Source organism: Bacillus sp. UNCCL81 (assembly GCF_900112535.1).
Taxonomy (GTDB): domain Bacteria; phylum Bacillota; class Bacilli; order Bacillales; family Bacillaceae_G; genus Gottfriedia; species Gottfriedia luciferensis_B.
Window position 1 is genome coordinate 67301 of the sequence record NZ_FOMF01000007.1, and the last position, 25696, is coordinate 92996.

A 25696-nucleotide genomic window follows, 5' to 3' on the forward strand; every position below is an offset into this window, starting at 1 on the left:
TCACCTCTAATTAGTTTCGATTGGATGTGTTGCTTTAAAGTCTTTTCTAGTTTTTAAATATGCTTTAAGTAATAATAGTCCCGCAAAGACTGCCTTTCGTACCGAAAATGAAAACCGTATCTTACCAGTAGTTTCCATTACAGATGTATAATAATTGGGCGTGATATCTATAGTTGGCGGATGATGAACTATCGTAAATTTCTTTAATAAGTTTTCAAAAATTCCGATTGCACTATAAGCTGTTCCAATTGATATCCCTGTTAAAGCAGAATTTCCGACACCAAAATGAATGTGATAAGTTAAATTGTAAATTTGTACAGTGTTTAAAAATTTTGTAATGATAGTATGTCCGTTGGAGTATAAATTTATGAAAAAATCAATTTGTTGAAAGACAGACAAATCCCTTTTTTTCTCTAAATCTGATACGTCCTCCTTTACCTCTTTCGGTCTCTTTAATGGAATCGTAAAGGCGAAATGCAATAGGTTGTTCAAGATAGACAGTTTAATATTCATAAATCGTTCTTCATTTGTATAAACGGATAAAATATTAACTTTCATATTTATAAACAGGACGAAAATGATTAACAGTAAAACAACGATTGCAATAAAAATTAGAATAGAGTATATGTAAAGCAAAAAACCACCCTTTTTTGTATCAGTATGGGCAAACCAACTTCTGAATAAACAAAAAGAATGGTAAAATTACATACCATTCTTTTCGAGTAGTAAACTATAAGATTTTTGAACTTCGTTGATAAATTCTAGTTGCTTGTTGATCATAAACAACTTCTCCAACACATTCGCTTGTCCTTTTCATAACTTAATCATGACTTTTATAAACAATATTTCCTCGGCAAATAGTTTCACTACATTTAACATAAAGTAGATCATCTTTTTCTAACTCAAATGGATTTTCATCAAATAAAATAAAGTCAGCAGAATATCCTTCTTTTATGAGACCTCTTTTATCTTCTTGACGAAACGATGCCGCACTATCAATCGTATAAAGTTTAATTGCTTCATATAAGCTAATTGCTTCCTCGATATTATACGCTCTCCCGTCTTTGGCTTTTCGGGTAACCGCTGTATATATACCTTGCCAAGGATTAATTGTATCAATCGGTGTATCTGAACCATTTGCTATAGCGATTGATTCATTTATCAGCGTTTTAATTAAATATGCAAATTCATTTCGTCTTTGACCAATACGTTCTACTAACCATGGATAATCTGCATAGATAAATGAGGTTTGTACATCTACAACGATGTTTAATTCTTTCATTTCCTCGATTAATTTTGGAGATAAAAGTGCACAATGTATAAATCGGTCAGGTAGCTGAGTTTGATTAGGATATTTTTTAACAACATCAATGGCTTGTTTAACGGCTAAATCTCCAATCATATGAAATGCTATCGGCAATCCATTTTCACGTGCTTTTTTTGTAATTACTTCTAATTTTTCTAAAGAAGTCACTTGTAATCCTGTTATGCTTTGATTGTCGTCATAAGGTTTTTCTAACAGTGCAGTTCGACCACCAAAAGAACCATCAATAAATGCTTTTACGCCTCCAAATGATACATTCTTATTACCTTTATGTAATCTTCCTTTGACTTCATCCAAAGTCGTATGATGAATTAAAACATGAGTGTGAAATGGAACTTCATTTAACAATCGCTCATATAAATCAATCACTAGATTTGCATTTCCATAGTATGATAAATCCTCTGTTACCGCTCCAACGATTCCGTATTGGTAACAATCTTTAATAGCGGAAATGATTGCTTTTGACAAATACTGATCGTCAGGTGCCGGCATCGCTTTAATGATTAAATTGACAGCTTCATCATACAATAATCCGTTTAAACGACCATCCTCAAAGTAGCCTATTTGTCCTCCATCGATTTGCATTTGTTCATTTATTGCTGCATGACTAATTGCAAGAGAATTTACAAAGTAGACATGTCTACAAGTTCTCTTTAATACAAGTGGATTTGTGCTTGATAAACTATTTAAATCGTCAACTTGGAATACGGCTTTTGATTCCCATTCGTTTTCATTCCATCCTTCCCCGACAATCCATTCATTCGGGTGCGCGTCCTTTACAACTTTTTTCATTCGATCAAGCATCTCTTCATATGATTGACACTTTGACAAATCTACACGATTCATCGCTTCACCATGACCAATTAAATGCAAATGACTATCTATAAAACCTGGAAAACCGATTTTTCCATTACAATTAATTTTCTCAAATTGTTCACCTTCTAAAAAAGAAAGCAAGGATTCAAATGTTCCTGTTTTTAAAATTTTTTCATCTTCAGTAATGATTGAGTCTACCGTTTCCCCTTCACTTTCCATTGTATAAAATAAACCATTATGCCAAAGCTTCTTCATTTCATTCCACCATCCGTTCATTATCTATATTCGTTTATCATTTTGAAAGATAAATAATCCTAAAACAAAAAAAGAGGGAATTTTCCCTCATTTTAACATAAGTATTTAATTCGATTCACGTAATTGTTCCATCGCACGTAATTCTACTCGGCGAATTTTACCAGAAGTTGTTTTTGGTAGCTCTTGGACAAATTCAATTTTACGTGGATATTTATATGGTGCAGTAATTTTTTTCACGTGTTCTTGTAGTTCAGATACTAAGTCATCTTGATTTGTAGCATTTTCAGTCAAAACAACAAATGCTTTAACAACATTACCACGTAATGGATCTGGACTAGCAACAACCGCACATTCTTTTACAAGCCTATGTTGTACTAACGCATCTTCTATTTCAAAAGGACCAATTGTATAACCAGAACTAATTATTATGTCGTCACTACGTCCATCAAACCAATAATAGCCATCTTCATCTTTCTTAGCTCGGTCACCCGTTAAATAATACTCACCTTTTCTTTGTGCTATTGTACGATCCATATCATTATAATAATGTTTAAATAATGCTGGAGAGCTTAAATGTACCGCAATATGCCCCACTTCATTAACCCCGACTGGATTTCCTTCATCATCAACGATTTCAACTAAGTTTCCTGGTGTTGGAATCCCCATTGAACCTACTTTTGCTTTAATATCCTTCATCGTCCCGATTAATAATGTATTTTCAGTTTGTCCATACCCATCTCTTACATCAACATTGAAATGCTTTTTAAATGTACGGATTACTTCTTGATTTAAAGGCTCTCCTGCTGATACAGCACTTCTTAAAGCTGGTAATTGATATTGATCTAGATTTTCAACCTTTGCCATAAATCGGTATTCGGTTGGCGTACTACAAAATACAGATATATTATGCTCCTTTAGTAATGTTAGGAAAGTATCTGCATCGAATTTCCCTTCATAAAAGAACCCTGTTGCCCCGCTGCCTAATGTCGCTAAAAATGGACTCCATATCCACTTTTGCCATCCTGGCCCTGCAGTCGCCCATACAGTATCATCTTCTGTCACATCTAGCCAATTCGAAGCAACTGTACGAATATGTGCATACCCCCAACTGTGAGTGTGTACGACACCTTTAGGATTGCCAGTCGTTCCTGAGGTATATGAAATAAACGCTAAGTCATCACTTTTTGTTTCCACAGTTAATACATGTGCTCCACTAATTGCTTGGTCATTTAATGAAGTCCATACTGTTTGTTGATTATGAATAGTAAATAATTTATATTTTCCAGTTTTAGCAATCTCGCTAAATGTACCTATATATTCATCATGCGATACAATCGCTTTTACTTCACTATGTTCAAGACGGTATTGAATATCCTTAACCGTTAACATTTCAGATCCTGGGATTACAACACATCCAATTTTTAAAATAGCTAAATAAACTACATAAGTCTCAATACATCTAGGCATCATGACAAAAAGTTTGTCCCCTTTTTCGATGCCACTATTTTTAAATGTAAAAGCATATTGGTGAACTTTATTATAAAGTTCCTTATATGTTAATTGATGGGATTCGCCATTTAGGTCAACCCACTTTAACGCCACTTTATCAGTTGAGGCAAATTTTTCAATTTCCCAAACGAGATTATATACTTTTGGAGCAATTAGACTTGTACTGTTCATCTTAGTTAGTCCCCCTTTTGATCATTACTAAAATTATATTTTGAATTTTGCAAAATAGAATAATAATGGTTTCGTTAATTGTATAGTCAATTCCTGCTATTTTTCGACTATTTTTCAGAAAATTTAAACAAAAAATCACAAAAAAAATAAACCATCCAAAAAAGATAGTTTATTTGATCTCTAAACTCCTAATTACGTACCTTTTATTTAATCAATCACTTTCAACTGTAATACTGTATGTGCAAGTAAATGTTTCATTTGGATTTAGCATTTGAATACCAAGTCTATTTTTCATTTCTTTTACTGGGCCGATTTCATCTGCAACTCCATACCATGGCTCAATACATAGAAAAGGTGCTGTTGGTGTAGTCCATATTCCGACGTATGGAAACCCTTCAAAATGAACTTTGATCGCATTACGATGATTTTTCGAACGAATTGTCAGTACGTTTTTATTAAGTTTTTCAAAAATTAATGCATCATCCTTAAAGAGTTCTCGGGTTAATGGTAAGTTTTTAATATTTTGACCAATTAGTTCTCTTTTGCCACTTCGATATGATCCTTCTAATTTAATTGTTTCTAATCTTTCTTCCTCTTCAAATTCTAGGTAATAATCCTCAAAAGTTTCATCTTCCAAAAGAGGTATATTAAACGCTGGATGAGCTCCTATTGAAAATGGCATTGATTTCTCATCATTATTTGTTACAACATATTTAATAAAAACAGTGTTGTTCTGAATCTTATAATTAATATTTAAAGAAAATTGAAATGGATATTTTAAAAGCGTTTGTTCACTACTGTTTAACTCATAGTTGATATAGTCTTCCTTCATTTCGGTTAATTGAAAATCCATATCTCTTGCAAAACCATGTTGAGAAAGCTCATAAACTTTATCATCGACTTTATATTGATTATCAATTAATTTACCTACATTCGGAAATAAAACTGGTGCATGTCTCCCCCAATAAGCTGGGTCAGCATTCCATAAATAATTTAAATTATCTTTTTTTGTATAGATACCCGTCAACTCTGCTCCCTGTGATTTAGTTGTAATTTTAATAAATTCATTTTCAATATATGACATGAACAGGTCTCTCCTTTAATTTATTCCCTCTATTATAGCAAAGTTAATATTAAATATTAAATCAAGCGAAGAGCATGTAGAACAAATAGAAAAGAGGTAGGTTTTACCCTACCCCTTAATCCATAATTATTTAAATTTATTAACGAGAATATCCACCAAGGCTTTGTTCAGCCATTTGTACTAAACGCTTTGTGATTTCACCACCAACAGAACCATTAGCACGTGAAGTTGAATCTGGACCAAGGTTTACACCAAATTCTGTAGCGATTTCATACTTCATTTGGTCTAAAGCATTCTGAGCACCATCAACTAATAATTGATTGCTACCTGAATTATTTCTATTTGACATGTGTTGTCACCTCCTTGTGAGTATAGAGTGTGATAAAACACATATCTTCATTCATCTTTTTACTGGTAATTTTTAGTAATTTTATAAAAGTGCGTCGATATCGATTTCTTCTTCTTTTGTTGACGATTGATTTCGAATCATTTCGTTCTCAAAAATGATTGATTCTCTATTAACTACAGCTTCATTTATTAGTTCAGTAAAGTCAAAACGACTCTCGTAACGAGCCACCTTATCACGTTTTGGTTTTGTAGTTGGATTAGCTGGAGTAAAGATTGTACAGCAATCCTCATAAGGTCTAATACTGATATCATACGTATCAATTTTTTTAGCAATATCCATGATTTCTAATTTATCCATAGCTAATAATGGTCTTAAAACTGGATAATTAGTTACTTCATTGATTGTATGCATACTTTCTAATGTTTGGCTTGCCACTTGACCTAAACTTTCACCTGTAGCTAAAGCAAGTGCTTTTCGATCAACAGAAACTTGCTCAGCAATTCTAAGCATAACGCGTCTCATAATTGTCATTGTATAGCTTGCAGGCATTTCTTTATGAATTGCTTTTTGAATTTCAGTAAATGGTATAACATGCAAAGTCACTCGTCTACAATATCTAGTTAGTTTGCTTGCTAAATCAATAACTTTTTGTTTTGCACGATCACTCGTAAATGGCGGACTTTCAAAATGAATCGCTTCGATTGACACGCCTCGTTTTAACAACATGTAGGCTGCCACTGGACTATCGATACCTCCAGATAGTAGTAACATAACTTTTCCGCCAACTCCAACTGGATAGCCACCTGCACCGTATTCTTCTCCACAAGTAATATAAGTCGCATCGTCACGCACTTCTACTCGTACAGCTACATCTGGCTGATGAACATCTACAGTTAAGTGTTCTGTATTTTGAAGTATATACCCACCTAGCTCGCGATTTAATTGTGGCGTATTTAATGGGAATTGTTTATAACTACGTTGTACGTTCACTTTAAATGTTTTAACACTATCACCAAGCTCGTTAATAGCCTCAAGAGCACCTTTTTTAATTGCATCTAATTCAGTATCAACTTTTCTAGCATAACTAAACGTATGAATTCCGAAAACTTCTTTAAGATTGGCAGCAACCTTCTCATGGTCTTCACCATTTAATTTTATATACATACGATCACGCGTTGCAGTGATTTTAATTTTTTCAAAAGCTTTTAATCGATTTCGAACATTTTCTCTTAATATACTTGTAAATCGGCCTCGATTTTTTCCTTTTGTAGTCATTTCTCCATAACGAATTAAAATATATTCTACATTCATGCTGTTACCCCATTACTTTATATAAATTTTTAATTACTTCTTTAATTATTTTGTTAAACTGCTCTACTTCACTCATTGTATTTTCATAAGAAAGACTGATTCTGACAGCACTACTTGCTACTTTTTCGCTTTTACCCATACTTTGTAGTACCCGGCTTATCTCAAAAGTTTTAGAAGAACATGCTGATTTTGTAGAAATAAAAACATTTTCTTCAGATAGAGCATGGACAATTACCTCAGGCTTTAATCCTACAAATGAAATATTTATTATATGAGGAGCAAAATCCGATTCTGGTGAGTTCAATACAGCGTAGTCAATCATCTCTAAATTTTGAATAAGTTCATTTCTCATATTATATAGGTGATCATTCATTGTTTTTTGTTTTTCTAGCATGATTCTAAGCGCTTTTGCCATCGCAACAATTCCTGCTAGATTTTCCGTACCTGAACGAATCTCTCTTTCCTGTGACCCACCTGTCATTAAAGATGATAAGGTTACACCTTCTCTAATATATAAAATTCCAGTTCCTTTTACACTATGAAATTTATGACCCGAAATAGATAATAAATCAATCGCAGCTTGTTTAATATTTAATGGTACTTTCCCTACCCCTTGAACAGCGTCAACATGGAAAAATATTTTTGGATAATCCGTTAATAATCGACCAATTTCTGCTATTGGTTGAATTGCTCCTGTTTCATTATTTACATGAATGACAGAAACTAATATCGTATCATCTCTTAACGCATTTTTTAATTGGTCAACAGAAATAAACCCCTCTTCGTTTGGGGATAAGTAAGTTACTTCAAATCCTAGATCCTCTAATTGTTTATAAGCTTCATAAATTGATGGATGTTCAATTTCAGTCGTAATTAAATGCTTCCCTCTTGAACGATGCATCATGGCAGTTCCCTTTATTGCTAAATTATTCCCCTCTGTACCACCTGATGTAAAGATGATCTCTGATGGTTGAACTGACAAAAGCTCAGCAATTTGGTTTCTAGCTTTTGAGAGTAATTGCTCTGAGCGTCCACCTAGCTTATGAATCGAAGAGGGATTTCCAAAAAACTGGTCCGAAACAGTAATATATGTGTCTAATACCTCTTTATAAGGTTTAGTAGTCGCGCTATTATCAAAATAAATCATATTTTTTCCGTACCTCCATATTGCTTGAGTCCATTTTTCATTATATCTGAAAACAGACGAAACCCCTAAGATTTTCATCTATAGGGGTAGTGTGTACTATTGTTCATTTAGTATTTCTTGTAATTTATCGATTGCACCAGGTTCAATTTTCTCAATTGAAACGGCAGCTTCTTCTAGAGCTTCATTATATTGAAATTCTCTAAATAATTGCTCTGCCTTGTCCATTGACGTTGCCATTTGTACATTTTTACTTCTATAGCGATTTCCATATTGTATCACTTTTTCTACGAAATATCCTTGTTCAATCATATATTTCGTATCATTATAACAAACATGTACTGCAGTTGCTGCTTTTTCTAGTAAAAATGATACATGCGCCATTTTTAATGGTTTTTTCTCTAATTCCAAATAAACAATTTGCATACTTTCTTGAGCATCTTGTATTTGTTTCATAGATGAAACTGGCATACCAGGCAAATTAGAAATTTGAACAAGACGTTTGACCTCTAACATTAATCGTTTCATTTCAATTAATTGATCACGAGCTTGTAATTCATCTTTTCGAAGTGCTTTTAGCATTTCAACATACATCAAATGAGATTCTTTAACATCTTCCATTTGCTTTTTTAGTAAATCTAATTCTTCTCTTATGACAGAAAATGCAAGGTCTTGTTCTGCTACACGAATCTGCAATAATTCAAAGCGTTTTGTAATGATACTAACTTGCTTTTCAACCATTTTTTGAGCTTGAGTATCTTCATCACTTAATTCATATATTTGCTGAACTAATTGAGTCTCTTCTTTTGTTTTTAAATTATCTTCTCGAATACTTTGAATTTCTTCCTGAGAAGTCCATATTTCTTTTTCTACTACAAATTTACTCTCTACTTCTTTTTCTAATAAATCATAGATTGAATCGACTTTTGCTTTCACAAATTCAAGCTTGTCATTCGCTTCTGTGATATCTAGTTTTTTAATTAATTCGACACATTCGATACATATTTTAGAACAATCGATTGTTTCATTTTCTAATGCTTCAAAATCAAGCGCATATCCTTCTGCTTTCATTTGCTTTAAACCATCAGTTAAATTATGTATTTGAGAGGGCATCGTAGTAGAAGATTCAATATATAAATCCGGTATGATTTGCATATTTGATTTCAATATATGTACTTGATCAGCAATTTCATGCACTAAGCCTCTTGCTTCTAAATAGTTTCCTTTTTCAGTTGTTTCATTAAATAATTGGATTTGTTGTTTGATATCATCCATTTTTTGTTCCAACTGAGTTTCAGAAATTGAATATAAATGACGATGAGTTAATAAAAGCTTTCTTTGCTCAAGATACTCTTGGTTTAATATTTCAATATCCGAATTATTTTGTTCTTCACTACCTACTAGGTCGCTTACCTCATTTAGAATTTTTTCGATGTTTGATTCTGCTTCAGTTAGGCTTCCTTCAATTTCACTAATCCCTGCTTTAGCTTTCATGAAATGATATTTATTAATCGCCTCATCTATTTCTGAGATCGAATCAGTTACTTTTGGTAAAAAAGTTGTAACTAGTTCATCCCAATCGGTTCTCCATTTATCAAAAAGCTCTTCCGTTTGGCCGGTCATATTTAAGGCCTTTAGCTTTGAAAGTTCATCCGTAACTGGCTTACTCATTAACTGCATTCTCCACGCTTCAAGTTCATCGAGTTTTTTGAATAAACGTTGTCGAATTGTTAAGGCTACAATCATTAATGCGATAACAATAGCTATTACGACTAAAATTACATAGAATGTCATTGTCATTTTCCCTGATGTACCTCCTTTTACTGCCTTCTGAATCTATTTATTTGTACGTTAATTTTTGAATTAATAAATTGCTCTTTATTTAGGTCATAGTTAATAATAACATGATAAAGTTGATTTTTGGCTTAATTTTTTCAATTTTTTCATATTTTTATCAAACTATAATAAATACTGTAAAAGCTTGTAGAAATTTCAGATTTTTAAACAACGAAAAACGCCTTTTCATTGTGATTTTTCACAATGAAAAAGGCGAACTTTTAGGATGAAAGTTCTACTCGAGTAACAAGTCTCTCATCCATATCGAATAGTGATTCGATCCATTTCTCTACATACTCTTTATATCTCTCAAAAAAATACAGATCATTTTGCTGTATATACAATACTTCATTTAAATAGCCTGGAAATAAGTACGGTGTTGAAAGGAAGGATTTTAATTGGACGAAAAAGACTGAAAATGGCATTGTTAGTTTCGCATTAGACATACGAATAGCATCATAAATTTGAGTAAAAGTATAACGCTCTCTTGCTAAATAGGTCATCATAATTTCACGAATGAAGACAGAGTCGATTGTCAACTCTCTGTAAAAAATAGAAGCATATTCCTTTTTTAAAAAGTAATAATTAAGTACTTCTCCAACAAGGTTCATTAAAATTAAATTTGCGTTTTTATCATACAATGACAAACAATGTTTATCTAAAATTTCAATATATCCTTCTAAAAAATCTACTATGATATGTTCAAGTAAACCTTGTTTACCTTTAAAATAATACGAAATCGTCGCAATATTTACATTTGCTTTTTTAGAAATATCCCTTACTGAAGTACCTTGGTATCCATTAATTTTAAATAACGTAAGCGCTGTCTCGATGACTTTCTTCTTTGTTGCAAGTTTATCTTGCTCCATACTCGTCACCCTCTTTTACAAACATCAATTCCTTTATTAATTAGCGAAATACTAATAAAATCCTCTACAAATCGGTCGACAAAATTACCAGTATTCTTTCGAAATATGCTATGATATTTCACATGAAATAGGGAAAGGGGTCTACAAATGTTTCAAAAAGTCGAATATTCAGGTACAAAAGAACAACAATATAATACTCTAACAGCTCAAGTTAAAGCCTTAATAGATGGCGAACATAACCTAATAGCTAATTTAGCAAATACATCTGCCTTATTAAATCAGTTTTTGCACCAAATAAATTGGGTAGGATTTTATTTAAAAGATGGAGATCGCAATGAATTAGTATTAGGCCCATTTGTAGGTCTTCCTGCGTGTGTGCGTATACCATACGGCAAGGGAGTTTGCGGCACATCTGCTCAAACAAAAACGGTTCAAAGAATCGATAATGTTCACGATTTCCCAGGCCACATCGCTTGTGATGCTGCATCAAATTCAGAGATCGTTATTCCTTTAATGCATAACGGTGAAGTAATTGGTGTATTAGATATCGATAGTCCGGAATTTAATCGCTTTGATGAAACGGATCAAAAATATCTTCAAGCAATCGTTAATTTAATTGAAGAAACAATTAGATAAGAAAATTTGATTTCTAAAGGAATCCTTTATTGGATTTCTTTTTTATATTGGGGTCAATATAAAAAATCTATCGTCTCCTAACTGAAAGACTATTGATAATATATTTTTTTAATTAACTTGCAAAAATTTAACATAATTAACGTCATTATTATTACAAATATCTTTTTTGAGGCACTATTTTTAATGCTTTGTAAGTCGTGGATTATCTATTACTTGCAACTAGATTACTAAAGCGAAAATCATACGTTTATAAGACAATTCTATTGTTTTTAAGATTATTCTTTTTTATTAAGAAGTTGATTGGAACGAAAGGGTGCTCGACTCCTATGGGATTAGCGGGAAGGCTAAAGACCCCGCAGGCTTGCCGAGGAGGCTCAAGAATCTCGCCCCATGGAAAGCGAGCGCACTGTAGTGGAAATCATACCACAAAGCTTATTTATCAATGATAAGATTAATTGACAAAGTTCTTTTTATAAAAAGCTAAAAACAAAACTGCCCTTGACTATTTTATACTATCTGGTTATAATATTTTTTGTGTAAAATAACGCAGCGTTGTAAGCACAGGCTTGATATTTATTTTGTTCCTCTACTGTTTAAGAGGTGTCATCGCGTAACTCTGGCTGCTGGAGCGAGGATACATGAAAGCAAAATAAACAAACTGGGGCTACACGAACGTTTTTATTTTACTCCAAAATAAAAACTAAAGGAGGAGACACTCAATGTCTCGTTATACAGGATCTACTTGGAAATTATCTCGCCGTTTAGGCATTTCATTAAGCGGAACAGGTAAAGAATTAGAAAAACGCCCTTACGCACCAGGTCAACACGGACCTAACCAACGCAAAAAATTATCAGAATACGGTTTACAATTACAAGAAAAACAAAAACTTCGTCACATGTTCGGTGTTAATGAGCGTCAATTCCGTCGCACTTTTGATATCGCTGGTAAATTAACTGGTAAACATGGTGAAAACTTCATGATCTTATTAGAAACTCGTTTAGACAACGTAGTTTACCGTATGGGTCTTGCTCGTACTCGTCGTGCTGCTCGTCAATTAGTTAACCACGGCCACATCTTAGTTGATGGCAAACGTGTAGACATCCCATCTTTCCGTGTGAAAATTGGCCAAACTATCAGCTTACGTGAAAAATCACAAAACTTAGCTGTAGTTAAAGAAGCTGTTGAAGTTAACAACTTTGTACCTGAGTACATCACTTTCAACGCTGACAAATTAGAAGGTACTTTCAACCGCTTACCAGAGCGTTCTGAATTACCAGCTGAAATCAACGAAGCTCTTATCGTTGAATTCTACAACCGTTAATCATATCGCTTCTTAGAAAGCGATGAGAAACCACAATCAAATTTGATTGTGGTTTTTTTTATATTTATTTTACACCATAAAAAAAAGCCCTCGACTTTACTCGAAGGGCTACTTATGCGGAATTGAGAGGTGTATTAAAATAACATTTTATTTTATTTTAATTTCACTACCGCTAAGTCATGTTGCATTGCATTATTACCTTCTTGAGGATCAAATGCAATGTCACTAAGTCCAAATACATTTACTACAACATCACGATCTTTCGGATGAAGAATTCTTACTTCATAAGCAAATAAAGCTGCTGGAAGTTGGAAAGATCTAAATGTTCTATATTGATTTGGTGGAATTGTTACTGTAGATGGGTCAACCATAGGAAGAATCACAGGTGAACCACTTGACCAGTCAAACATTAATACACTCACAGAACGTGAGTCATCCGGGTCAACATTAAGAGCTTCAACTGTTAAAAACTGAGTACTAGAATGTCTTCTTAATACGCCAGTTGATAAAAATTTTGACGACATCAACGTCACTCCTTTCATATTATTTGGACAAGCAAATCCATATAATATAAAATGTTTCAATCAGTAGAAATGAAACGGACATTGGTACAAATTTAATTCATAGTTTTTATAAAAATGATAGATTGCCTACAATGATTACATTTGTTTATAGTAGATAGCTTTTAAAATAGATAAACATTCTCTAAAGTATGCTGTCGGTATGATAACTTTTGGTGTTTTTGCAGGAAGTCCGACTACATTCAACCCTTGTTTTTTAGCCAATTTTAAAGATCTAAATAAATGATAATCATTTGAAACAACGACTACTTGAGCTTGATCGTTATGAATGAGCTTTTTTGAGAATTTCATATTCTCGTATGTATTTGTTGATAAATCTTCCTTCACAATTCGATCTTCTTCAATTCCTAATTTGATTAATTCAACCCTCATACATTCAGCTTCTGATATCAATTCATCATTACCTTTTCCACCTGAAACAATAATTTTTGCACTTTTATTTTCCTTAGCATATTTAGCTGCTGTTTCAATTCGATAACGTAAAGCTCTAGTAGGTTTATCCTTTTTCAAACCAGCGCCTAATACGATGATATAATCTGCATTTTTAGGTACTTTATGCTGATATTGTAAAAAGCTATTTATACCGATAAAAACGATACAGAATACATAACTTAGTATCCCAATAATAATTGTATATGTAATTATTTTAAAAAAGCTCATTACCTTTATCCCCTTAAATAAAATTACTTTAGCTTTTATTTTATCGGATAATTAAGTGGATTTCACTAAAATTTGAATATTGCATAAACATTTAACATTATTCCTCATAAAAAGTTAGACTACAAATAAAAAATCCCCTATATGAAAAGAAATGGATGGATGTCCTTTCTTTCATATAGGGGATTGATTCAAAATTATTTATTCAACTATCTAGGATACTTTTCGCCCATTGGATTATGTTGATCCTTTGAAAGCCTTTTTTGATGAGCTTTCGTTTTTGCATCTACATGATTTGCATCACTAGGACGATTTTTCTTTGAACCACCTGCTGCATGACTCATTTTTTTCCCTCCATTAACCAGTTCGTACAAAAACTAGTTTACGTAGAAACAATTTGTTTATGCGACTTTTCTTGAACTTTCTCCTTTATTTTCAACTTCTAAACCTTTACCCAATAAAGCGGCTAACATACTGAATAATGGTGTAATAAATAATACGAATGCAAACGGTAAGTAATCAATAACAGGTACTCCCAATGTTGAAGCGAAAAACGCTCCACTTACACTCCAAGGAACGATTGGATTAAAAAGTGTTCCACCATCTTCTAATGCACGTGATAAGTTTTTAAGTGGTATATTTTTTTTGATAAATACATCCTTTAATAATTGCCCAGGAAGTAGAATTGATAAGTATTGTTCACCTGTTAAAAGATTTACACTCATTGCAGATAATGTACTTGCAATAACAATATGCCCGTTACGTTTCAAATTAGATAATGACTGTATTAATGTCTCGAATACACGTAGCTCTTGTAATAATCCGCCTAGAGCAAGTGCAATAAATATTAATGACACAGACCACATCATTGATTGTAATCCTCCACGGTTAACAATGGAATTAAGCATTTCGTTCCCTGTATCCGTTTGGAATCCATTTTGTAATGTTGTAAACACTTTTGCAAGTGTAATATCTTTTTGAATGAAAAATGCTAAAACTAATGAACTAACAATACCAGCCGACATCGTTGGTAAAGTTGAAAAACCTCTAAATGCCATTATAAAAACAATTAAACATGGGATTAATAATAACGGATTGACTTCAAAGCTAGTTGAAATTGCTTTTTTCATTTCTGTAACTTGCGCCATATCTGTATTTCCATGACCCATACCGATGATTAAAAATAATATAACTGTAACAATTAATGCTGGAATTGTTGTATATGCCATGTGTCGAATATGTTCATTAACCTTTATTCCTAAAATACTTGGAACGAAATTCGTTGTATCTGAAATCGGTGACATCTTATCACCAAAACACGCTCCACTAATAATCGCACCTGCTGCAATTGCTGGTGGAATCCCCATTATATGTGCGATTCCCATTAACGCAACACCAACTGTAGCGATTGTTGTAAAAGTACTACCAGTAAAACTAGCAACGATGATTGTAATAAAAATTGCACTGATCGCAAACCACTTAGCTGAAAGAACCGAAATTCCGTAAAATAATAATGTAGGTACTGTACCACTTAGCATCCAAGAACCGATTAATAGACCGATCATCATTAAGATTAATGTAGGTGACAAGCCATTTTGAATACCCTTTTTCATACCATTTTCAATCTGCTCCCATTTAAACCCTTTAAATAATCCAAATACAGCTAAACAAACAACACATAAAAGAAGCGGAATTTGTGGATCTGATTTTAATATAACTAGACAACTAGACATAATAACTGCAAACAGTGCGATTAACGCACCTAATTCAATCTTTTTCATTTTATATACTCTCCCTTTTTTATACATCCATAAATACGTGTTCACGAAACTTTACGAACCCAAGTTTCTCATAAAAACTACTTGCATTTTTATTTTCGATCCAATAATCTAGCTCAATTCTAGAAAGATTATTCTCACGAGCAAATGAAGCAATTTTATGAATTAAGAAAGAACCGTATCCTTTATTTCTTTTTTCTTCTTTAATACTTATTTGATGAACATAACCTAGCCGAAAAGCCTTTTTAATCGGTCCTTCAGGTATATGTTTTATTTCAATCCAAGCGTATCCGACCAATTCTTCAATATCTTTTACTACGAAAAAATGATGATCTGATTTATCAACTACACCCTTGAAAAACTCAGTTATCTCCGCTAGATTGTGAACCTTAAAAAATTCTGGAAACAATTCAGCATGTAAATTTTGTACATCTTCATTAAGTTTTGCCAATATTCGGTAATCTTTTGTTGCAAAAATCTCCATGATTGTCACCCTTTCAAAAAAAAATAAAGAAAACTCGTTGATTGATGAGCCTTTTAGGCGATGGCAAAGACGTAGTTGCACTTATACTCTTTATTCCTAGAATTGGCTACTACGTCGAGCAAGGATCATCGCTGCCAATTTATACCTATTAAAGTGCAATAAAAAAAGAGGCCTCCCTATATAAAATAGGGACGACCTCGATCGCGTTACCACCCTAGTTATAAGAATTAATACTATGACTAATAAAAATTCTTATCACTCGAATCTGTAACGTAGACTTACGTTCTTCCCTTCATTAGATCAACTAACTACGAAAAGAAAACTCCCGAAATGTAATTCATTTGATTGTGTAGACGAGTTTTCACCAACCACTCGCTCTCTGAACTACTTCCAACCAAACTACTGCTTTTTCGTTCACTGTTTGTTCGGTATTATAATGTAACCAAGTGGTATTTCTTCTTACCACGACGGATAATAATAAATTGCTCTTCAATTGCATCTTGTTTAGTTAACACAGTTGCAACGTCCTGTATACGATCTCCATTTACATAAACAGCACCGTTTTGTACATCTTCACGTGCTTGTCGTTTTGATGGAGAAATTTTTGCTTCAACTAGTAAGTCTACTAATCCTTTTTCTGCTTCACTTAAATTAAATGAAGGCACGTCTTTAAAACCTTGTTTAATTTCAGCAGCCGTTAATTCTTTTACAGATCCACTAAATAATGCTTCTGTAATTTTAATTGCTTGATCAAGAGCAGCTTCACCGTGAACAAGTTTTGTTACTTCAGCAGCTAATGCTTTTTGAGCAACACGTTGTTCTGGTGCTTCATTAAATTGTTTCTCTAGCTCTAAAATTTCTTCTTTTGTTAAGAAAGTAAAGTATTTCAAGTATTTAACTACATCACGGTCATCTGTATTAATCCAGAATTGGTAGAATTCGTATGGAGTTGTTTTTTCTGGATCTAACCAAACTGCTCCGCCTTCTGTTTTACCAAATTTAGAACCGTCAGCTTTTGTTACTAAAGGTACTGTAAGACCAAAAGCTTTTGAATCTTCTTCTGTCTTACGGATTAATTCCATACCCGCTGTAATATTACCCCATTGGTCACTACCACCAATTTGTAATTTACAGTTATGGTCTTGGTATAATTTTAAGAAATCATATGATTGTAAAATCATGTAACTAAATTCAGTAAATGAAATACCTGCTTCTAATCGAGATGCAACTGAATCTTTAGCTAGCATGTAGTTTAATCCGAAGTTTTTACCGATGTCACGTAAGAATGTAATAACATCTAATTCGCCTGTCCAATCAAAGTTATTAACTACTTTAGCAGCATTATCACCTTCGAAGTTTAAAAATGGTAATAATTGTGTACGAATTCGTTCACTGAACATTTTTACTGTATCAGTAGTATTTAACGTACGTTCTGCCTTCTTACCGCTTGGATCACCGATCATTCCAGTTGCTCCACCTACTAAACCAATTGGTTTATGACCTGCAACTTGGAATCTCTTTAACATTAACACTGGTAATAAGTGACCAATGTGTAAGCTATCACCAGTTGGGTCGAAACCACAATATAATGAAACAGATTCTTCGCTTAATAATTTTTGTAGACCTTCTTCATCTGTCATTTGGTTAATTAATCCACGAAATTCTAAATCTTGTAAGATATTTTCCATTTTTAGCCCACCCCTTCTATGCTCTATACGTCGTTTAAACAAAATAAAAAGTCCCTACTGATAAACAGTAGGGACGAATAATTATAATCGCGGTACCACCCTAGTTGTAGCTAATAAAACTAGCTACCTCTCATACAATTAACGGCTGTTAACCGTTCTAATCCTAATTTGCATTAAACAAATTTCGAAAAAGAATGCTCCAGGTTGTAATTCGTGTCAATGTCTGTGCTAATTCTCACCAACCATTAGCTCTCTGATCCAATACCATTCACACTACTAAGCCTTTCAACGCTCACTATTAAAATGTTATGAAACATTTATATCACAAATAAAACGTTTAAGTCAAATAGATAATTAAATTTTTATTAATTTTATTTAAATTGTCATTCAATATTTGAATAAAAATGCTTTATATCAAATAATATGGTTAAATATTAATACTAACATCTTTAAAAATACATATTTTGGAAATGGAGTGTTTTTTCTTGAAGAATAAAGGAATATGGATTGCTTTAATTATTGTAGTCGTTCTAATCTTTATGGGTGTCGGAAGCTATAATAGCTTTGTGACTCAAGAAGAAAATGTAACAAATAAAATGTCACAAGTTGATAACCAACTAAAACGTCGTTCAGATTTAATACCAAACTTAGTAAATACAGTAAAAGGATATGCTACACAAGAGAAAGATGTGATTGCATCAGTAACAGATGCACGCGCAAAATTAGCTGGTGCTCAAACGACTGCTGATAAAAGTAAAGCTGATGCAGAATTGTCTGGAGCGCTAAGTCGTCTATTAGTAGTCGTTGAAAACTATCCTGATTTAAAATCAAATCAAAACTTCCAAGCATTAATGGATAGCCTAGAAGGAACTGAAAATCGACTAGCAATTGCTCGTAAAGATTATAATGATGCAGTAACTGTTTACAACCAAAAAATCAAAAAATTCCCGGGTGTTCTAGTAGCTGGACCTTTTGGATTCGAGAAGAAGGATTACTTTGAAGTATCTGAAAAAGATAAAGCTACACCTGAGGTTGACTTTAGTGGCGATGGTAATAAATGAGAAAATTTCTCTCAACAATATTCCTAATAGGATTTCTTTTTTCATTTGCTACAGCAGCAAATGCTGAAATTAAAGTACCCTCTCAAGTGGGAGACATTTATGTACAAGATTATGCAAATGTTCTTAACAGAGAAGATTCACAAACTCTAATTCAATTAGGGAAAAAGTTAGAAGACACTACCTCCGCTCAACTTGCGGTATTAACAATCCCAAGTCTGGAAGGAAATGATATTAAAGAATATGCTAATACAGCATTTCGAAAATATGGTTTAGGTAATAAAGAGAAAAATAATGGTGTTCTTTTGTTATATGCTAAAAAAGACAGACAAATAAGAATCGAAGTAGGATATGGTTTAGAAGGAGTTGTAACGGATATTAGATCTGGTAAAATTTTGGACCAGAGCGCTATTCCATATTTGAAAAAAGGTGAAGAATCTCTTGCAATAACAAACACATATAAATCACTATATAATGTTATTTTAAATGGCTCTGAACAAACTGGCCATTCTAAAACAAGTAATTTATGGGACAATTTAAAAGTATTCATCATCATTGCAATAGTGATAGGGATCATCATCATTGATATGATGTTCTTTAATGGTGTACTAACTTATTTCATTTTGAATTTATTACCTGCACTATTAAGCTCTTCAGGTGGCGGTGGCCCAAGAGGCGGTGGCGGAGGAAGCTCCGGCGGTGGTGGCTCCGATCGAAAATTTTAGAACAACAAAAAACCATTGGATTTTTTCCAATGGTTTTCTTTTTTTATTAATCTTCCATTGTTGATAAATCACCAGTTGGAAGGTCTAACTCCCATGCTTTTAATACTCTTCGCATAATTTTTCCGCTGCGAGTTTTTGGTAATTTATCACGGAATTCGATTTGTCTAGGTGCTGCATGAGCTGCTAGTCCTAGTTTTACAAAGTTACGGATTTCTTCCTTCAATTCATCTGAAGCAACATACCCATCTCTTAGCGCAACAAATGCTTTAATGATCTCACCTCTTACAGGATCTGGTATACCGATTACACCAGCTTCTGCAATCGCAGGATGCTCTACAAGCTTACTTTCTACTTCAAATGGACCAACTCTCTCACCAGAAGTCATTATTACATCGTCTACTCGACCTTGGAACCAGAAATATCCATCTTCATCCATATACGCTGAATCACCTGAAACATACCATTCATCATTTAAGAAATATGATTGGAATTTTGCTTCATTATTCCAAATTGTGTTCATCATTGATGGCCAACCCTTTTTAATTGCTAGATTTCCCATCGTATATGGAGCAACTTCATTACCGTTATTATCAACAATAGCTGCTTCGACTCCAGGGAATGGTTTACCCATTGAACCTGGGCGAATTGGCATACATGGATAGTTACAAATTAATGAAGCTCCAGTTTCAGTCATCCACCAATTATCATGGATTCGTAAATTAAATACTTTTGCTCCCCAACGAACTACTTCTGGATTTAAAGGTTCACCAACACTTAAAATATGTCGAAGTGAACTTAAATCATACTTATTAATAATGTCTTCCCCTGAACCCATCAGCATACGGAATGCTGTTGGAGCACTATACCAAACTGTAACGCCGAATTCTTGAATTGTTTCATACCAAGCATCTGGACTGAAACGACCTCCTAAGATTACGTTAGAGGCACCATTTAACCAAGGTCCAAAAATACCGTATGAAGTTCCAGTTACCCAACCTGGATCTGCTGTACACCAATATACATCATCTTTTTGAAGATCCGTCACCCATTTACCAGTTTGATAGTGTTGGATCATCGCTTGTTGAACATGAAGTACACCTTTTGGTTTACCAGTTGACCCAGAAGTATAATGCAAAATTAAACCATCATGACGATTTAACCATGTAATCTCAAAATCTGATTTCGCTTCTTTATAACGAGCTTTAAAATCTACAAATTTACCGCCTTCCTCAACGTCATTACCGATAAGGAAGATTGTTTTTAACGCAGGTAGATCATTAACTGGAACACGTGATAATAATTCTGGCGTTGTGACTAATACCTTTGCTTCACTATCCTCTAGACGATCCTTTACAGCACCTTCCATAAATGCCTCGAATAAAGGACCAACAATAGCACCTAATTTTAAAGCTCCTAAAAGTGCAAAATACAATTCTGGTTGACGAGGCATGAAAATAAATACTCGATCACCTTTTTCAACGTCACCGAATTGTTTTAAAACATTTGCAGCCTTATTTGAATTAATTTTCATTTCTTCAAACGTATATTTTTCATTTCGCTTATCATCTTTGTAATACAAAGCAACTTTATCTTTTCGATCAGAATTTGCATGACGATCGATAGCTTCAAAAGCCATATTATACTTTTGTGTTGTATACCAAGAAAACTCTTTTTCTACATCTTCCCACTTAAAATTTTTATAAGTTTCCTCATAGTTTTTTAAATTAAATTGCCCGTTTTTTACAGGAAGCGCTTCCACCTTCATATAAATCCCTCCTTGATATTCTCTACTATCATTATACAATGATAAGATTTAATTTTCAGTATTTTTAATAAATTATCCATTTATATGTATTAGACACCTACTGTTTTTTTTCCTGTATGTCTTTCCTGCATTTTTTAGTATGATTATTAAAAAGGTGCTTTTTAAAGGGAGTGAGAAATATTGGATCACCCAAAAAAATATTTTTCAAAAACAATCCAAACTGTGCATGGTGAATTAATTATAGAGGGACCGGTCGAATCTGCCTTACTTGAAACATATCATTTTCATGAAAATTTAACATCTTTTAGACAACCAGCACAGCAACACAAAGCAATTGTTGAAATTGCTAGTCTACCTGAAGCTAGAATTATTATTGCTAGACTCGATCAAACAATAGTAGGTTACGTAACTTATTTGTATCCAGACCCACTTGAAAGATGGTCAAAAACAACTCTAGAAAATTTAATCGAGCTTGGAGCAATTGAGGTTATACCTGAGTTCCGCGGTTTTTCAGTTGCTAAAAATATGTTAATTCTCTCAATGCTAGATGATGCAATGGAAGACTATATCATTATCACAACAGAGTATTATTGGCATTGGGATTTAAAAGGCACTGGTTTAAACGTATGGGAATATAGAAAAATGATGGAAAAAATGATGAATGCCGGTGGACTCATTCAATTTGCAACTGATGATCCTGAAATCTGTTCCCATCCAGCAAACTGTTTAATGGTCAGAATGGGAAAACGAGTAACAACTGAAGAAATTCAAGCATTTGACGCACTACGCTTTTTACAAAGATATATGTACTAATTGAACTTTAATCTCGAAAGGTAGGATTCAAAAAAATGCTTATTCAAGATATTATGCGCAGTTCAAACATTACTTTAAAAAAAGAAAATACAATCGGTGAAGCAGTAACAATTTTTCGAACAGGTGAAGTTCGTCATATTCCAATCATTAATAAAGATGATCAAGTGGTTGGAATCATTTCTGATCGAGATGTACGTGATGCCCTACCTTCAACATTATTTCCACAAGCATTTTCATCTGTACTTGAGGTTCCTGTTGAAAAAATTATGACTACTAATGTCATAACTTGCAGTCCAATTGACTTTGTTGAAGAAGTAGCAACATATTTCTATCAATATAAAATAGGCTGCTTACCTGTCGTATCTAGCGGAAAATTAATAGGACTTGTCACTGAAATTGATGTATTACACACTCTAGTAACTTTAACAGGAGCATATCAGCCTAGCTCCCAAATAGAAATCTTAGTTCATGATCATCCAGGCATTTTAAGTGACGTTGTTAACGTATTTTCAAAAGAAAATATTAATATTGTAAGTGTCCTTGTTTACCCTGCAAAAGAAGTGGATCATAAGGTTCTTGTATTTAGAATTCAAACGATGAATCCACTTTCAATCATTCAAACTTTAAAAACTGAGGGATATAAAATTCTTTGGCCAAATGAAGCGAGTGACTCATGATGAAAAAGGATGCATATTTAATATATAGCGAAGAATACCATGCCTATCAATTCAATGAAAATCATCCATTTAATCCGATTCGCTCTCAATTAGTTTATGAACTATTAACATCTAGTAATCTATTAAATGGCGCTGATATTATTCCACCAAGATTAGCAACAGATGATGAGCTGCTCCTTTTTCATGATTTACAATTTATCGAACAAGTTAAAAAAGCAAGCCGCGAACCTGTTAGCGCAAATATCGCTGAACAATTTGGGCTTGGAACTGAAGATACACCCATTTTTAAAAATATGCACGAGGCCAGTTCTTTAATTGTTGGTGGCACCTTAACAGCAGTAGATGCTGTACTAGAGGGAAAATCCAATCATGCTTTTAATTTAGGTGGTGGACTACATCACGGTTTTAAACGAAAAGCCTCTGGTTTTTGTGTTTATAATGACTGTGCAATCGCCATAAAATATATTCAACAAAAATACGGTTTAAAGGTATTATACATAGATACGGACGCACACCATGGCGACGGAGTTCAGTGGGCATTTTATGATGACCCGACTGTTTGCACACTCTCAATACATGAAACTGGTAGATATCTATTTCCTGGTACAGGTGCGGTAACCGAAAGAGGACAAGGAAAAGGTTTCGGTTACTCTTTTAACATTCCTATTGATGCATTCACCGAAGACGAATCATTTCTATTAAGCTATAAAAAAGCAATAAACGATATAGCTCAATACTTCAAACCAGATGTAATCCTCACTCAAAATGGCTCTGATTCACATTATTACGATCCATTGACTCATCTATGTACAACAATGAAAACATTCGAGGAAATCCCAAAAATCGCACACGAAATCGCTCATAAATATTGCGATGGTAAATGGATTGCTGTTGCTGGAGGAGGATACGATTACTGGAGAGTAGTACCAAGAGCTTGGTCACAAGTATGGCTAGCTATGACAAATCAACAACCAACTTCAAACCTAATACCGGATAGCTGGTTAGAAAAATGGCAGAAAATTTCTAATGTTAAGTTACCTACAACTTGGACAGACAATCCATCAATCGTAAAGCCTATTCCAAGGAAAAAGGAAATAGAGGAATACAATGAACAAGTCTTATACCGTGCACTTGAGCCATTGCACATTCAGCAAAAAAAGCCTTTTATTTAAATACTACGCGCCGCTTGAGAGGGTATCTCGACGGCGTTTTTTAATTTCGGGTGGATTTTTGATCTTGAATTAGTAAACTTCAATTTAAAAATGGTTCGTTTTTAGATAGATTCAGAACAAATTTGCTAGCTTAATATTAAAAACGATCTAATATCTGTTTATAAAGGTGTAAAATACGATTACCGGTATATGTATACTATTGACTTATTTGCGATTTACAAAGTTTTATTTGCTGTTTTACTATTTTTAATTGCGGTTCTTGGATTTTAATTGCAGTTTTGCAATTTTTAATTGCGATTCTCAGATTTTATTTGCAGTTCTACTTTTATTTCCACTGATTTAAACTATAATTGCGGACCTCTTAGGTTTATTTGCAGCTAAACGTTACTCCATTCTTTCCTTGCACCCATAAGTTCCCCCATAAAACAAAAAAGCCTAGAATCACTAAAATTCTAAGCTACTTTCATCATTTACTTTGTAGATTGTCTAATTTGAAGATGATGCGGAAGAATGACTGTATGATCTTCCACTGTCTCTTTATTCATATACTTCGTTAATAATCTCATTGCAACTGCACCAATATCATACATTGGTTGAGCAACAGATGATAATTTTGGACGTACCATTAATGCCAGCCTTGTATTATCAAATCCAAATACTTCAAGGTTATTTGGTACTAATATTCCGTGGTCTTGAGCACTGTGGATTACACCAATCGCCATTTCATCAGATGCTACGAAAATAGCGCTCGGAATAATATTACGCTCATGGAAAGCTTCAAAAGCTTCACTTCCTGATTCATACGTATTATCACCATAAGTTACTAACTCTTCATCGAATTCGATTCCATTTTCTTGTAAAGCTCGTTTATATCCTTCTAACTTACTTAATCCGATAATATTCGTTTCAGTAGGTCCGTTTACGAATGCTACTTTTTGGTGACCTTTTTTAATTAAATAATCTACTGCATCAAATGCCGCCTGAGCATAGTCGATATTTACTGAAGGGATTTTATTAGCTTCATCATATGTAGTCGCTAATACTATTGGAACGCCAGCTTTTTCGTACTCTTCTTGATGAACATCCGTAATTGTTCCACCAATAAATAAAATTCCGTCAACTTGTTTTGCTAACATATTATTTATTAATGTAATTTCTTTCTCAACATTCTCATCCGAGTTACTTAAGATAATATTGTATTTATACATTGTTGCAATATCTTCAATACCACGGGCTAGTTCTGCATAAAAAGTATTAGAAATGTCTGGAATAATTACACCAACTGTAGTTGTTTTTTTACTTGCTAGTCCTCTTGCTACCGCATTTGGTCTATATCCTAAACGGCTGATCGCTTCGTTTACTTTTTTTCGTGTAGTAGGTTTAACATTTGGATTACCATTAACTACTCGTGAAACTGTAGCCATGGAAACGTTTGCCTCACGTGCTACATCATAAATCGTAACCGTCATTTTCATCACTCCTCTATTTTATTCTATCTATTATGTAGTTTGTTTTTTATTTAGGTAAAATAGTCATAAAACGTAATTTTCCACAAAAATAGTGCTTCATTCTATCTTATAGTGAAACGAATATTCGTTCAATACACCTATTAGAAAAAAATGTAAATTATTCGTAGTTTATCACTATATATTGGTAATTTAAAACAAACGTT

24 protein-coding genes and 2 other annotated features are annotated in these 25696 nt (G+C 33.4%); of the genes, 7 read left to right on the forward strand and 17 right to left on the reverse strand.

Going from position 1 to position 25696, the window contains the following annotated elements; translation table 11 throughout:
• Positions 1-6: 6 nt before the first annotated feature.
• From BM319_RS15990 to refZ, 9 genes are all read right to left on the reverse strand, one after another.
• Positions 7-636 (reverse strand): DUF2953 domain-containing protein, encoded by a 630-nt coding sequence (locus BM319_RS15990; protein ID WP_069034621.1) that lies wholly within the window; start codon positions 634-636, stop codon positions 7-9.
• Positions 637-820: 184 nt separating this feature from the next.
• Positions 821-2395: an amidohydrolase gene (locus BM319_RS15995; protein ID WP_175495628.1), complete on the reverse strand. Its 1575-nt coding sequence runs from the start codon at positions 2393-2395 to the stop codon at positions 821-823.
• 105 nt (positions 2396-2500) lie between these two features.
• Positions 2501-4075: an acyl-CoA synthetase MbcS gene (gene mbcS, locus BM319_RS16000; protein ID WP_091023606.1), complete on the reverse strand. Its 1575-nt coding sequence runs from the start codon at positions 4073-4075 to the stop codon at positions 2501-2503.
• 211 nt (positions 4076-4286) lie between these two features.
• Positions 4287-5159 carry an aldose 1-epimerase family protein gene (locus tag BM319_RS16005; RefSeq protein WP_069034624.1) on the reverse strand — a complete coding sequence of 291 codons (873 nt, stop codon included), beginning with the start codon at positions 5157-5159 and terminating at the stop codon, positions 4287-4289.
• Positions 5160-5298: 139 nt separating this feature from the next.
• Complete coding sequence (locus BM319_RS16010) at positions 5299-5508, reverse strand: alpha/beta-type small acid-soluble spore protein (protein ID WP_069034625.1); 210 nt, start codon at positions 5506-5508, stop codon at positions 5299-5301.
• Positions 5509-5589: 81 nt separating this feature from the next.
• Positions 5590-6819 (reverse strand): tRNA uracil 4-sulfurtransferase ThiI, encoded by a 1230-nt coding sequence (thiI, locus tag BM319_RS16015; RefSeq protein WP_069034626.1) that lies wholly within the window; start codon positions 6817-6819, stop codon positions 5590-5592.
• A 4-nt stretch (positions 6820-6823) separates the two neighbouring features.
• The gene (locus BM319_RS16020) at positions 6824-7966 is read right to left on the reverse strand and encodes a cysteine desulfurase family protein (RefSeq protein ID WP_091023608.1); all 1143 of its coding nucleotides are present in this window, start codon (positions 7964-7966) and stop codon (positions 6824-6826) included.
• A 96-nt stretch (positions 7967-8062) separates the two neighbouring features.
• On the reverse strand, positions 8063-9763 hold the full coding sequence (gene ezrA / locus BM319_RS16025) for a septation ring formation regulator EzrA (RefSeq protein ID WP_069034628.1): 1701 nt from the start codon (positions 9761-9763) through the stop codon (positions 8063-8065).
• Between the two features lie 257 nt (positions 9764-10020).
• On the reverse strand, positions 10021-10668 hold the full coding sequence (gene refZ / locus BM319_RS16030; protein WP_069034629.1) for a forespore capture DNA-binding protein RefZ: 648 nt from the start codon (positions 10666-10668) through the stop codon (positions 10021-10023).
• Positions 10669-10815: 147 nt separating this feature from the next.
• On the opposite strand from refZ, the gene msrC reads away from it, so the two are divergent.
• Both msrC and rpsD read left to right on the forward strand, forming a co-directional pair.
• Positions 10816-11304, forward strand: coding sequence for a free L-methionine (R)-S-oxide reductase MsrC (gene msrC / locus BM319_RS16035; protein WP_069034630.1), 489 nt, complete (start codon positions 10816-10818; stop codon positions 11302-11304).
• Between the two features lie 719 nt (positions 11305-12023).
• The gene (rpsD, locus tag BM319_RS16040; protein WP_056472146.1) at positions 12024-12626 is read left to right on the forward strand and encodes a 30S ribosomal protein S4; all 603 of its coding nucleotides are present in this window, start codon (positions 12024-12026) and stop codon (positions 12624-12626) included.
• Between the two features lie 152 nt (positions 12627-12778).
• Here the strand turns inward: rpsD and BM319_RS16045 are convergent, their stop codons facing one another.
• The 6 genes from BM319_RS16045 to tyrS all read right to left on the reverse strand — a co-directional run bounded on the left by BM319_RS16045 (position 12779) and on the right by tyrS (position 17814).
• The gene (locus BM319_RS16045; RefSeq protein ID WP_254664611.1) at positions 12779-13150 is read right to left on the reverse strand and encodes a hypothetical protein; all 372 of its coding nucleotides are present in this window, start codon (positions 13148-13150) and stop codon (positions 12779-12781) included.
• A 135-nt stretch (positions 13151-13285) separates the two neighbouring features.
• Entirely contained in the window at positions 13286-13867 is a 582-nt protein-coding gene (locus BM319_RS16050; protein ID WP_069034632.1) for a YdcF family protein, read from the reverse strand.
• Positions 13868-14073: 206 nt separating this feature from the next.
• Positions 14074-14208 (reverse strand): hypothetical protein, encoded by a 135-nt coding sequence (locus BM319_RS25130; protein WP_088013475.1) that lies wholly within the window; start codon positions 14206-14208, stop codon positions 14074-14076.
• A 57-nt stretch (positions 14209-14265) separates the two neighbouring features.
• Positions 14266-15645, reverse strand: coding sequence for a Na+/H+ antiporter NhaC (nhaC, locus tag BM319_RS16060; RefSeq protein WP_069034633.1), 1380 nt, complete (start codon positions 15643-15645; stop codon positions 14266-14268).
• A gap of 19 nt (positions 15646-15664) precedes the next feature.
• Positions 15665-16126, reverse strand: coding sequence for a GNAT family N-acetyltransferase (locus BM319_RS16065; protein WP_069034634.1), 462 nt, complete (start codon positions 16124-16126; stop codon positions 15665-15667).
• A 184-nt stretch (positions 16127-16310) separates the two neighbouring features.
• Positions 16311-16553, reverse strand: a binding site (T-box leader).
• A 4-nt stretch (positions 16554-16557) separates the two neighbouring features.
• Positions 16558-17814: a tyrosine--tRNA ligase gene (gene tyrS, locus BM319_RS16070; protein WP_069034635.1), complete on the reverse strand. Its 1257-nt coding sequence runs from the start codon at positions 17812-17814 to the stop codon at positions 16558-16560.
• 66 nt (positions 17815-17880) lie between these two features.
• Positions 17881-18112, reverse strand: a binding site (T-box leader).
• A gap of 187 nt (positions 18113-18299) precedes the next feature.
• Between tyrS and BM319_RS16075 the strand changes: the two genes are divergently transcribed.
• Both BM319_RS16075 and BM319_RS16080 read left to right on the forward strand, forming a co-directional pair.
• Complete coding sequence (locus BM319_RS16075; protein WP_069034636.1) at positions 18300-18875, forward strand: LemA family protein; 576 nt, start codon at positions 18300-18302, stop codon at positions 18873-18875.
• Positions 18872-19597, forward strand: a complete 726-nt coding sequence (locus BM319_RS16080; protein WP_069034637.1) for a TPM domain-containing protein — start codon at positions 18872-18874, stop codon at positions 19595-19597. The genes BM319_RS16075 and BM319_RS16080 overlap by 4 nt, the downstream gene beginning before the upstream one ends.
• A gap of 46 nt (positions 19598-19643) precedes the next feature.
• On the opposite strand, the gene acsA is transcribed toward BM319_RS16080, so the two are convergent.
• Entirely contained in the window at positions 19644-21362 is a 1719-nt protein-coding gene (gene acsA, locus BM319_RS16085; RefSeq protein WP_091023610.1) for an acetate--CoA ligase, read from the reverse strand.
• Positions 21363-21542: 180 nt separating this feature from the next.
• Between acsA and BM319_RS16090 the strand changes: the two genes are divergently transcribed.
• The 3 genes from BM319_RS16090 to BM319_RS16100 are packed head-to-tail and all read left to right on the forward strand — an operon-like array spanning position 21543 to position 24024.
• Positions 21543-22175 (forward strand): GNAT family N-acetyltransferase, encoded by a 633-nt coding sequence (locus BM319_RS16090; protein WP_091023612.1) that lies wholly within the window; start codon positions 21543-21545, stop codon positions 22173-22175.
• Positions 22176-22210: 35 nt separating this feature from the next.
• Positions 22211-22852: an acetoin utilization AcuB family protein gene (locus BM319_RS16095; protein WP_091023614.1), complete on the forward strand. Its 642-nt coding sequence runs from the start codon at positions 22211-22213 to the stop codon at positions 22850-22852.
• The gene (locus BM319_RS16100) at positions 22852-24024 is read left to right on the forward strand and encodes an acetoin utilization protein AcuC (protein WP_091023617.1); all 1173 of its coding nucleotides are present in this window, start codon (positions 22852-22854) and stop codon (positions 24022-24024) included. The genes BM319_RS16095 and BM319_RS16100 overlap by 1 nt, the downstream gene beginning before the upstream one ends.
• 470 nt (positions 24025-24494) lie before the next feature.
• Here the strand turns inward: BM319_RS16100 and ccpA are convergent, their stop codons facing one another.
• Positions 24495-25493 carry a catabolite control protein A gene (ccpA, locus tag BM319_RS16105; RefSeq protein ID WP_069034642.1) on the reverse strand — a complete coding sequence of 333 codons (999 nt, stop codon included), beginning with the start codon at positions 25491-25493 and terminating at the stop codon, positions 24495-24497.
• Positions 25494-25696: the final 203 nt, after the last annotated feature.